This is a genomic window from Bacteroides mediterraneensis (assembly GCF_025993685.1).
GTDB lineage: Bacteria > Bacteroidota > Bacteroidia > Bacteroidales > Bacteroidaceae > Phocaeicola > Phocaeicola mediterraneensis_A.
In genome coordinates this window covers 1,108,275-1,120,194 of sequence record NZ_DAJPEN010000001.1, presented here as the reverse complement: position 1 = coordinate 1,120,194, position 11,920 = coordinate 1,108,275, and the positions used below count along the sequence as shown (strand labels likewise).

At 52.4% G+C, this 11,920-nt stretch carries 11 protein-coding genes; all 11 read right to left on the bottom strand.

All coding sequences use genetic code 11. The features are described from left to right. Positions 1-32 precede the first annotated feature (32 nt). Positions 33-1,634, bottom strand: coding sequence for a hypothetical protein (locus tag OIM59_RS04410; protein ID WP_299170996.1), 1,602 nt, complete (start codon positions 1,632-1,634; stop codon positions 33-35). Positions 1,635-1,659: 25 nt separating this feature from the next. Further along, complete coding sequence (locus OIM59_RS04405; RefSeq protein ID WP_299171111.1) at positions 1,660-2,889, bottom strand: hypothetical protein; 1,230 nt, start codon at positions 2,887-2,889, stop codon at positions 1,660-1,662. A 135-nt stretch (positions 2,890-3,024) separates the two neighbouring features. Further along, entirely contained in the window at positions 3,025-3,894 is an 870-nt protein-coding gene (locus OIM59_RS04400) for a DMT family transporter (protein ID WP_299170999.1), read from the bottom strand. A 10-nt stretch (positions 3,895-3,904) separates the two neighbouring features. Beyond that, complete coding sequence (bioD, locus tag OIM59_RS04395; protein WP_299171001.1) at positions 3,905-4,555, bottom strand: dethiobiotin synthase; 651 nt, start codon at positions 4,553-4,555, stop codon at positions 3,905-3,907. Positions 4,556-4,576: 21 nt separating this feature from the next. Continuing rightward, complete coding sequence (gene bioC, locus OIM59_RS04390) at positions 4,577-5,326, bottom strand: malonyl-ACP O-methyltransferase BioC (RefSeq protein ID WP_299171004.1); 750 nt, start codon at positions 5,324-5,326, stop codon at positions 4,577-4,579. Next, a complete protein-coding gene (locus OIM59_RS04385) occupies positions 5,311-5,979 on the bottom strand; it encodes a DUF452 family protein (RefSeq protein WP_299171007.1) in 669 nt (222 codons plus the stop codon). The genes bioC and OIM59_RS04385 overlap by 16 nt, the downstream gene beginning before the upstream one ends. A 19-nt stretch (positions 5,980-5,998) precedes the next feature. After that, on the bottom strand, positions 5,999-7,174 hold the full coding sequence (locus OIM59_RS04380) for an 8-amino-7-oxononanoate synthase (protein WP_299171010.1): 1,176 nt from the start codon (positions 7,172-7,174) through the stop codon (positions 5,999-6,001). 17 nt (positions 7,175-7,191) lie between these two features. Beyond that, complete coding sequence (gene bioA, locus OIM59_RS04375) at positions 7,192-8,481, bottom strand: adenosylmethionine--8-amino-7-oxononanoate transaminase (RefSeq protein WP_299171012.1); 1,290 nt, start codon at positions 8,479-8,481, stop codon at positions 7,192-7,194. Beyond that, positions 8,471-9,433: a biotin synthase BioB gene (bioB, locus tag OIM59_RS04370; protein WP_303895329.1), complete on the bottom strand. Its 963-nt coding sequence runs from the start codon at positions 9,431-9,433 to the stop codon at positions 8,471-8,473. The genes bioA and bioB overlap by 11 nt, the downstream gene beginning before the upstream one ends. A 10-nt stretch (positions 9,434-9,443) precedes the next feature. Then, a complete protein-coding gene (locus tag OIM59_RS04365; RefSeq protein ID WP_303895327.1) occupies positions 9,444-9,872 on the bottom strand; it encodes a hypothetical protein in 429 nt (142 codons plus the stop codon). Positions 9,873-9,978: 106 nt separating this feature from the next. Then, entirely contained in the window at positions 9,979-11,871 is a 1,893-nt protein-coding gene (locus tag OIM59_RS04360; protein WP_303895324.1) for a S9 family peptidase, read from the bottom strand. Positions 11,872-11,920 lie beyond the last annotated feature (49 nt).

Genomic DNA, 11,920 nt, shown 5'->3' with positions numbered 1-11,920 from the left:
CCCTATTAAAATAAAACAAACACAATGAACGCTTAGAAGTGAACGCCTAGCGTAAGCAACAGCTGATGACGTTCGTTGGTGACCTTTGTGACAGGCAAAGCCTCATCACTGAAGGCGTAAAAATCAGACTTGTACAAGTCATATTTATAGGCCAAGTCGGTATAGAAGCATTTCCCTCTATATCCTAAGCCCACGGTTACCGTGTGGCGGGCCAAATCATTCATATATTCCGTATCCGTACGCATATCGTTTGCATTCAGCGACTTATATGCTCCATCCTTAAAGGCCGATGTAGAATAATTATAACCTGCTCTCACACTGAAAGCAGAAGAAATACGTGTTTCCATACCGACACGCAATGTATGTTGTCCTTTCAGGATGGACTTGGTGTAGTGATTCTGGTTCTCCATCTGAGTCCCATCATTGTAATACAGCCGAGACGTATTATAACCTGCATATTCATATTCTGCACCTAAAGCCATAATTCCTCCCAAAGTGGTTCCTGCACTGACATTGAATTTCCACGGAGTCACCAAACGGTAATCCTGTAAAGACTCTCCGGCATAATCTATCGTCCGTTCATCAGCCTTGAACTGTGTATTGTCAGCTTCATTCGCGAACTTGTAATTCAATTCTGAATAAATCTCTGCAGAATACTTGTCGGTCAGTGAATACCAGGTAGGCGTATGAATGGCCAGACCAAAGCGGAACGGAGAATCTTCTATCGGACGGAAAATAGCTCCGAATTTCAAGTTCAATCCAGTACCTTCCGTACGGTAAGCATTCCGCAACTCATAATAACCAGAATGATTGCCATCGTACACGTCTTCCGTATAATAGGTGCTGCGTGTATAATTCACGTCATTCACGCCCAAAGTGATACCGAAATACATCCGGTCTTCCACATTAAACGCCACGTTGAAGTCATACTGGTTAATGCCACCTTCTTCCCGGCTGCGGAAACCGTTCGCATTTCCATTCCAGCCCATCGGTGCTTGCTTCCCATTAGCCAATGTTCCCACACCCACCAGTTCCGTACGGATACCCATTACACCCAGATACGGATAATTGGTATTGTAGTAAGGATTTGAAAGCCCGCTGTGCCCTTCTGTTCCATAATTGTAGATGTCATCTATTTCACTGATGGAATAGACAGAACCACCTACCATATTGGCCAGCTGCTGTGTCTGGGATAAGCCATTCAGCATACCACCTGCAGCGAACTGCCGGTTGAAGTTCCGGCTCTTATGATAGTTGAATCCAAAATTCAGATAACGCAATGTCGTGCGGTTACCAATCTTTGTGGAATACACGAAGCCTATCTGATCGAACGAAGCTTTCGTCCGTTTGTCATTCATCACATTTCCATTAAAATCACTTTCTGCCTTTGTGGCATTCATGCCAAAAGACGTGGATACATCATGCCCTCTGAACAAGCCGATGCCTGCCGGATTGGTACCGATAACCGAAATATCTGCACCCAAAGCACCCATGGCACCCCCCATTCCGACAAAACGGGCTGTACCGTTCAATTCATCACCTGCATAGCGGGCCGCATCATACGCAGTCTGCGCCATGGCCTGCGCACCACACAGTACTGAGCAGGCCACTGCATACATATATTTCTTTTTCATCCTCAATATCATTTTGTTTACATATTTATCTTCTGCGAGCACCACCGCCGCCACCAGTACTTACTCCTCTGGAAGAACCGCCGCTCCCTGTAGTAGAACGATAGCTGCTTCCACCAAAGTTACTGTAACTTCTGACAGAAGAATTGGAATTTGTCCGTGAGTTATTGAATCCATTCGTCCGGTTCGAATTCTGGTTCATCCGGTTGAACACATCCGTATTCCGATAGGAATTCGGGCGTGTACTGCTGGGACGAGAATAAGTGGACTCACCCAGTCCTTGCGACGGGCGTGTGTATCTTGTACCCGTACTACGCACTCTGGAAGCACCATCCGGACGGATAGAACGTATTCCATCGGTGCCGGTCACGACACGGCCTCCAGTTCTGCCATTACGGTCCAATCCACTCATTACACGGCCTCCGGTTCTACCGTTTCGGTCGAACGCAGAACCCACCGTACCTCTCCGTTCCATACCCTCTGCACGACGGTTGTTGTAGGTATAAGAGTGCCCTTGATAAGCGCCTCCCCATCCATAATACGGATAATGGTGATGCCAGCCGGGGCCCCAATAACCACCCCAGTAACCTCCCCAATAGCTTCCCCAGTAGCCACCCCAGTAGCCACCGTACCAATAAGGAGAATACCATGGAGAATACCAGCTGCTATAATACCATGGAGAGTACCAGCCGAATCGCGGTCCGGCAATGCTCCAGTTCCATCTCCAGTCCCACCACAGCGGATTGCTGTAAGTAGGGAACACGTATGCATACAATCCGTCGTCATATACGTTCCAGTCCCAGGAAGGGAAGGCTCCGTACACCACGTCCCAATACAACGGGCTGCTCACAGGAATGGCATAGCGCGGACTCCGGAAACGGACGATGCGCATGGCATACTCATAATCATCTTGTGAACCTTCAAAGCCGTTCACCCATTCTCCCCGCTCTCCATACGGTTTTTCCTGTATGTAGAGTGTATCGTTCTGCATGGAGAACGTGTTTTCCCGCGATGTATACCGACGGTTGTACTCGTCCACATCACGTGTATTTCCTGCCGCATCTTTCACCACCACCGGAGTGGAAGCGGACGATGTGGAATATACCGCTGTCCCCTGATTCTGCTTCGGGGCTACTACGGTCTCCTTCTTCGTCTCCGCTTTCTTCTTGGGAACGAAGTAAAGGTCGTCGTTACTCTGGGCCGCCACAAAAAACGGCAAACTTACCCACATCAACGAAGCAAATACTTTCAACTTCATCATAGTCATATCTTTTAACGGTTTTACCTTTTTATTCTGGTACAAAAATAGGAAGATATTTCTCCCCATCAAGCAGGAAATCCCTATTTCAAGGTAGGGATTTCCCTAAACTTGTCTATTCAGGGGTTGAAATATTCAATGCTTTTTTTCCGCCCAATACACCCCGCACAAAATACAAACAGCTCCCAGTGCCGAAGTGAGCGTCAGTACTTCCCCTAAAATCAGCATGGAAGCACCCAACGTGACCAGCGGACTCAGGTAAATATAATTGGAGGTATGCATCACCCCAATCTTTTTCAGTGCGACATTCCAAGCCACAAAACAGACCAGCGAGGCTACCAGCGCCAGAAACAGCAGATTCATCCACACAGCCGGTTGTGACAATATCCTCACATTGCCACGGAACGGAAAGATAACGAACAACGGCAAGATGGTGACCAGTCCGTAGAAAAACACTTTCCGGGTGATGAACGACACCGGATAATGCGACAGCCGGCGAATCACCAAACTGTAGCAGGCCCATGAAAAAGCCGCCGACAGCGTCAACAAATCCCCCCAAGGAGACACTTTCAATCCTTCTTTTCCTCCGAAAACAATCAGACCGACCCCACACAAGGCCAGTACCGAACCAGCCAACAGGTGTACTCCCAGACACATCTCTTTGTAACAGGCCGCCGAGAGAAATGCCGTCAGCAAAGGAGCCGTACACAGCAAAAAAGCCACATTCGATGCCTGTGTCATTCCCAACGCCGTATTCTCCGTATAAAAATAAAGCGACCCGCCAAAAAAACCGGCCAATGCCAGAAACCCCTCCTCCTTCCAGCTGTTAGCCAGCAACCGGCGAGGAGCAATCAGCCAGATACCTGCATACGCCACCAGAAAACGGTAGAAAAAGATTTCATGCGGATGCAGCCCATGCTGAATCAGTACCTTGGTCGAGATATAGGTCAGCCCCCATACCACCACCACAGCAATAGCCAGTAAATGATAATACCCCTGTTTCACTTTCTTCCTTTTATTTATTACCTAAAAACGGAATCACCACGAACTCTGCTTCCGGATATTCCCGTTTCAGCAAATCGCGCATGTATTCCTCCGTATCCCGACGGATAATTTCATCGTCTTCCTCCGGGAAAAGATTGTAGGCCAGCGTATGCAGACGGATACCCCGGCGGCTCATCGCCTCCAGGCTCAGCAACGTATGGTTGATGCTTCCCAGTCGTCCGGAAGTCACGAACACCAGCGGATACTGTTTCTGCGCCACGTAGTCAATGGTCAGCAGGTCGCGCGTCAAAGGCACCATCAGTCCCCCGGCCCCTTCCAGCAGCACCGCATCGTAACGCTCACTCAACGTCTGCGTAGCCTGTTCAATCTTGTCGAAGTCAATCGGACGCTTGTCAATCTCTGCAGCCAGGTGCGGAGAGCAGGGATAAGAAAAAATCTCCGGCATCGTCAGCCGTTCCTTGTCCTCCGGCAACAAGCCTGTACCCATAATCCGACGGTGCAGTTCGATGTCTTCCGACAAGTCCGTATTGCCCGTCTGAATCAGTTTCTCCGTAATGGTACGGATACCCCGCTCGTTCCATGTCTTGGCCAGATAGGCCGTAGCATAACTCTTTCCGATGTTCGTGTCGATGCCACTCACAAAATATACATTTTTTTTCATTTCCGTATCGTTTTTAGTATTTTATTTTCTACATATCATATAAATGGGATGAAAAGTCAGGTACACCCTGCCCCGCTCATCCGAAAACCTCTCCGTATAATTCCGGCAAAACTCCTGCAGCCTGCCCCGCGTCCAGGCCTGTGCCGCCGTACCCGTCACTCCCGTCTCTTTCAGGTGCCGCAACACTTCCAGCGGAGAAGCGAACGACAGACGCAACTGTTCCTCATGGGCATACACCACCTCGTAACGGGCAGCCAGCATCTTCCGCAGTGCCTCCAACGACGGATACGAAAGCCCCGCCGAAGCCAGCGTCGCCACCTCCTCCGTGTTGTGAGGGCCGAAAGTACTGAAAGCCAGGTAGCCCCCCTCGTGCAGCAGCCTTCGGCACCCTGAAAAAAAACGCGGCAGGTCGTCAAACCACTGCACCGCCGAGCACGACACAATCAGGTCCTGCCCTTCCGGGAAAGCCAGCGTCTCCGCATCCTTCGCCACGAAATGCACCTTCTCGCCCAGCACATCGGCCAGATAGGGTTTCACCTCCGGACAGAGGTCGTTCAGCCACATCTCTTCCGGAGCCGCCTGTTTCAGGTACATCCGCGTGAACATACCCGTGCCGCAACCAATCTCCAGCACCCGTTCCTGTACGTCTGCCGGAACATAACGGCCCGTCAGTTCCGCCATCCGCGACGCCACGTAGCGCTGCACGTCAGCCTTGTCCAGGTAAGTACCCACGGCCTTCGCAAAACGCCGACTGATCAGGGTCTTGTCCATAAACTACTTTCTCCGCTCAGCAGCTGCCGGAACAGCTCCTCGTCATAGTGTTCCACATCTTTCTCTTCCACCGGTACGCCTTGCCAGGCTTCCCGCTGGTTCTGCGGCGGGAAGATCTTGTCCGAGGTCCCGACAATCGCCTTGTCCCAGTCCCACTCCCACGCCGGAAGGGCCTTCACCATCGTCCACTCGTCGGCCAGTTCCTGATGCAAGTCGTCCAACGTCCGGTAAGGGTGATGCGCCAAAAACAGTTTCACCTGCGCCGCCGACCCGCAAATGCGCCGACGGAAACGCACCAGCACCGGTTCCGAGAAATTCTCCAGCGTTCCCCGGAAAATAGCTTCCGGAATCCCTTTGGTATTGTGGATGGGATAAGGGGTCCCGTTCACGGCCAGCCTCATCCCGTAGGGATAATCCTTCCCTGTCAATGTCTGACAGGCCACCCATACGCCCATGGACCAGGCCAGGACCCGTATCTCCTGATAGCCGTCCAGCAAGCTGTAGTCAAAGTCCATATTCTTGTAATCAAAACACAGCAAGTAGTCGCACCCTTCCGGCACCGGACTGCCAAACAGGTTTTCGTCCGAACCCCAGCCCGCAAAGAAAAGCAGCAACACCGGGGTTCCTTCCTTCTTGATAAACAGTTGTTTCATTCCTTCAATTCTTTCCGATTCATTCCTTCAATTCGTGACACAAACGCGCCACTTCATCCTCTTCAATCAACGCGGTCAGCGAGAAACGTAACCGTGCCGTCCCTTCGGGCACCGTAGGCGGACGCACGGGCAATACATAAAAGCCGTGTTCCTGCATCTGCATGGCCTTCCAGATGGCCTTCTCGTTGGCTCCTACCACCAAGGGAATGATGTGGCTTTCCGACGGGCAATCGGCTCCGCTTTCACGGACAGCCGCCCGCAAACGAGCCGAAATCTGTGACAGGTGCTCCCGACGTACCTGCATCTCCTCCAACCGCGACAAGACAAAACGCGTCCAGGCTACGTTGAGAGGAGGCAATGCCGTAGTGAAAATCAACGTCCGCATCCGGTTCACCAGGTAATCCCGAATCACCTTCCGGCACACCACATACGCCCCGACGGAAGCCATCGCCTTGCCGAAGGTGCCGCACAGGAAATCAATGTCCTTCAGGCAGCCTTGTTCCTCGGCTACCCCCAGTCCGTGCATCCCCCGCACCGCAATGCCATGCGCTTCGTCCACATACAGCATCACGTGGTCGTAGCGGCGCTTCAGTGCCACCAAACGGTCGAGCGAAGCCACGTCACCGTCCATGCTGAACACACTTTCCGTCACGATGATAATCCGGTGATACGCCCCGTGGTACTTGGCCAGCAGATTCTCCAGCTGTGCATAGTCCTGATGGCGGTAGCGGATGCACTTGGCCGCCGACAGGCGGATACCGTCAATCAGGCTCGCATGCACCAGTTTATCGGCCAAAATCAAGGTATTCGCATCGGTCACCGCCGGCAGAATCCCCGTATTCATGTGATACCCGCTGCTGAACACCAGTGCACTCTCCGCCCCGAAGAGCGAAGCCAGCAATGTTTCCAATTCCCGATAAGCCGGGAAGTTGCCCGTCAGCAACCGTGAGGACGAGGAAGAAAAGCACAAGTCCCTCTCCTTCACCGTCCGCAGAAATTCCTCGCGCAACGCCTTGTCCGAAGCCAGTCCCAGGTAATCGTTCGACGACAGGTTCAGCATCCGCCGTCCGCAGGCTTCAATCCATTTCCCGTCACAGCAGGTTTCCGGCAACACACGCAAGTTGCCGCACGCCTCCAGCTGTTCCAGTTCCTGCTGGAAATCCCTGTCCGGTCCGGGTTGTATTTCATTTTCCATGATGTTTCTCCTTGTTTTTATTCCGGCATTTCGCCCACAATCTTACACAAACCGCTCGTCAGCTTGGTCAGCTGCTCCGGACGGATGATGAAAGGCGGCATAATGTAGGCCAGCCGTCCGAACGGACGTACCCAGATACCTTCTTCCACAAACCGCCGCTGCATCCAACCCATGTCGACCGGCTTCTTGGTCTCAATCACCCCGATGGCTCCCAGTACCCGGACGTCAGCCACCTGTGGCAACGCAGCCGCCGGCGCCAGTTCCTCTTTCAACTGTGTCTCGATGCGGCGCACCTTCTCCTGCCAGCCAGACGACAACAACAGCCGGACAGAAGCCAGTGCCACGGCACACGCCAGCGGATTACCCATGAACGTTGGCCCATGCATGAAGGCACGCGGTTCCTTGGAAGAAATGCAGTCGGCCACCTTCGCCGAAGCCAGCACCGCCGAGAAGGTCATGTACCCTCCAGTCAGTGCCTTGCCGATACACATGATGTCCGGTTCTACCTGCGCATGTTCCCACGCAAAGAGCTTGCCCGTACGCCCGAAGCCCGTGGCAATCTCGTCAAAAATCAGGAGCATACCGTGCTCCCGGCAGAGGCGTGCCGCCTCCCGCAAATACTGCGGATGGTAGAAACGCATCCCTCCGGCTCCCTGTACGATTGGTTCCAAAATCAGGGCCGCCAGCTCGCCGTGGTGCTGCGTGATGATTTCCCGCAACGGCTCAATGTCTTTCTCGTCCCATTCCGCGCCGAAACGGCACTGCGGAGCCGGCACGAAATAGCGTACCGGAAGGGCCGAACCGAACAGGCTGTGCATGCCCGTCACCGGGTCGCATACCGACATGGCGTTCCACGTATCGCCATGGTACCCCGAACGGATGGTCACGAAATTGTTCTTCTCCGGATGGCCGGCTGCAAACTGATACTGTACCGCCATCTTCAAGGCCACCTCCACGGCTACCGACCCACTGTCGGCATAAAAAATATACTCCATGCTGGGAGGTACGATTTTCAGCAGTTCCTTTCCCAGTTCAATGGCCGGTTCATGGGTCAGTCCCCCGAACATCACATGCGACATCCGGTGGAGCTGTTCCTCCACCGCCCGGTTCAATACCGGATGATTGTATCCATGCACGGCACACCACCACGACGACATACCATCAATCAGCTCCGTGCCGTCGGCCAGGGTCAGCGTACAGCCCTCTGCCCGCTCTACCTTGTACGTCGGCAGCGGATTCGAGGTCGAAGTGTACGGATGCCACAAGTGGTCCCGGTCAAATTCGTCAAACAGTTTCTCACAATTCATATCCTGCTCCTTTTATACGTTCTTTGTCTTTTGATACTTTGGAACCGAGGGTAGTCAGCAAATCGCCCACAATGGCCGAATTGATGCCCACATACAAGGCACGGTCTACCGTCTCCTCGCTCAGCTGCGAACGTCCTCCGGCAAAACGGAGGAAAGCCGTCGGGTTCACCATGCGGAACATGGCTACCGTACGCAACACCTCTTCCGCCGTCAGCGGTTTCGCATGTTCCAGCGGTGTTCCCTTGATGGGCTGCAACAGGTTCAGCGGGATGGACTGCACCTCCAGTTCCCGCAAGGTCAGCGCCAGTTCCACCCGCTGGGCCGGCGTTTCTCCCATGCCGATGATGCCTCCGCTACACACGTCCATACCCACCCGGCGGGCTGCCTGCAACGTGTCTATCTTCTGGGATTGGGTATGCGTGGAGCACAGGTTCGGGAAAAACGAAGGCGCCGTCTCCAGGTTACAATGATAACGGCTCACTCCCGCACGGTGCAGCGCCGCAAGCTGTTCCTCCGTGGCCAGTCCCAAAGATGCACACAACTTGATGCCGCTATGCGCCCGCACATACTCAAAATGCGCACACAATTTCTCCAACTCTCCTGCCGAAGGTCGGCGTCCGCTGGTCACCAGCGAGAAGCGCGATACCCCCTGGTTTTCGTTCATCTGTGCCTGACGTAAACATTCTTCTTCGCTCACCAGTCCGTATTCCTCCACGCCCGTGTGATGATGTACCGACTGGGCACACCATTTGCAGTTTTCCGGGCAACGTCCCGACTTGGCATTGATAATGGAACACATGTCAAACTTCCGGGAAGCGTATGCCACCGTGATGCGATGGGCCGTTTCACACAATGCGTCAAAAGGTGCTTCCTCCAACAGCCACAAGGCCTCTTCTGCGGTCAGCACCTGTCCTTCTTTTATTTTCTCTTCCAGTTTCTGTAATTTCTCCATACGTATTGTATTAAAAAAGAAAGGGTGTATCCGTTTCGGCTGTCTCTTTCAGATTCAGCTCGAAACGGGTACACCCCATCCGGTTATTTATTATCTTATTTATTCTGTCTACAAGCGGCGCAGTCACTTCTTCCCTTTGCGGCACCAGCAGACACCACAATCCTTTCCGGTCCATCTCGAATAAACTTCCTCCAAGTCCCGGTCCTCCGCTTCCAAAGAGTACCTCTTCTTCTGAGAGGATACTCCATAATGCAACCTCTGCCTTCTTCCCTTCGCACACCGCCGTTTTCTGCTTGCCCAATGAGGCATCAGCAATTCCCCGTCCCACCTGTCCGATGGTGACGTGGCGATGCAGGCTCACGAATGCAGCATATTCCTTCCGGCTCCAACGGCGGAACCGAAGCATGACTTTGCGTGAATAGGAAGCGATACGATGCATCTGTTTTTCTCTTTGTTTAAATGTACGGCTGCAAATGTATATAAAAATCTACAGAAAATGCAAGGATTTTGGAGAATCCGGTTTGATAACAATCAGGCTGAAGTGTTTATTTCAGATGCTTGTCAAGGAATTTCTCCATGGCACGGTAGAAGTCGAACTTATTCTCTTCATTATAGAATCCGTGTCCTTCATTTTCCTTTACCATGTATTCCACTTCCACACCTCGTTTCTTCAAGGCTTCTACCATCTGGTCAGATTCGGCTTTGTTGACGCGCGGGTCGTTTGCACCCTGGGCGATGAACAGTGGAGCCTTGATCTGGTCTACATGGAATACAGGCGAGTATTTTTCCATCATTTCTTTGTCGGTTTCGGGGTCGCCTATCATTTCGTGCATCATGTCGAGCAACGGTTTCCAGTAGGGAGGAATCGTATTCATGAACGTGAACAGGTTGGACACTCCTACGTAATCGACGGCGCAGGCATACAGGTCGGGAGTAAAGGTCACTCCTGCCAGGGTAGCGTAACCTCCATAGCTTGCTCCATAGATGGCCACCCGCTTCGGATCGGCTATACCTTTCTTGATCAGCCATTCTACTCCGTCGGTAATGTCATTCTGCATGGTCTGTCCCCATTGCTTGTAGCCCAGTTCGGTAAACTTGCGGCCGTATCCGGTTGAGGCACGGAAGTTCATCTGCAGTACGGCATAGCCACGGCTGGCAAGGAACTGTACTTCCGGATTGTATCCCCAGGTGTCGCGTGCCCACGGTCCTCCATGCGGATTGACCACAACCGGCAGGTTCTTTGCATTTTCCATGGTATAACCTTTCGGCAGAGTCAGGTAACCTTCTATGGTCAGTCCGTCACGGCTGGTATAGGTAATCGGGTTCATGGCGCACATTTCCTCTTCTTTGATCCAGGGCGCTATGTCGGCCACCTTGGTGAGCTTGTTTTCCTTTACATTATAGAGGTAGTAGGTTCCGTATGTGCGGTCATTGCCGGCATGGATCAGACGGATATTCTCGTCTCTGCTCTGGCTGGTGATACTGACGTTATAGCCCGGAAGCAGGGCTTCCAGTTTCTTACGTATCCCTTCTTCTTCTTTGTCGAAATAGTGGCGGATCATGTCCTTGTGCCCTTCACAGGCTACTACTGTCAGTCGGTTCTTTTTTTCGGAGTAGCTGAGGTCCGAGATGTCGTACTTGTCGTTCATGTACAGGACCTCCTTCTCTTCGCAGGTTTTCGGATCCATCAGGACCAGTGCGGTCTTGTCACGTCCGATGTTGGTCAGCGCGTAGACCATCTTGTTGTCGGGCGTAAAGACGGCGAAACCGACGGTTTCCTTGAAGTTGGTGGTCAATACCGGTTGGAACGGCTGGGCTTCCGTTTCACGGTATAGTATCTGGGTATTGACCCCGTCTACTATGGCAATGGCTACACGCAGCTTGCCGTCGTGGTCGGTCATCCATCCCTGTATATTGCCCGGGTTCTCGGCCAGCAGGGTCAGTTCTCCTGTGTTCAGGTTCAGACGATACGGGTCGAATACCTGAGGGTTACGCTTGTTCATGCCGATGATGACCAGTGAATCGATTTTTTCCAGCGGGTCGATAATGTTGGTTCTGACTTTCGGGAAATTGGTGTACGATTTCAGGTCAGAACCGTCGATGTTCACGCCATAGAGCTGGTAGTTCTCGTCGCCTCCCGTATCCTTGACGAAAAGGATGCGGTTATTGCCGGCCCACATGCTTGCGGCGATGTCACGTTCCGTTTCAGATGTGATGCGGATGGTAGTGTCCGATCCGATTTTCTGTACAAAAAGGTTCATGCGGTTCTCGTAGGGAGCCATGAATGAGAAATAGGTCCCGTCGGGCGATACCTGATAGTCTATCTTTTCCGGGTTCTTGAAAAAGTTTTCCAGCGGGATCTGTGTCTGTGCGCCGGCGGTAAAGCAAATTGCGGCCATGAACAGACCGGCCGCCAGCATGTTTCTTAGATTTTTCATTGTGTCTTATTTTTGTTTATAAATGTACGGCTGCAAATGTATAGAAAAA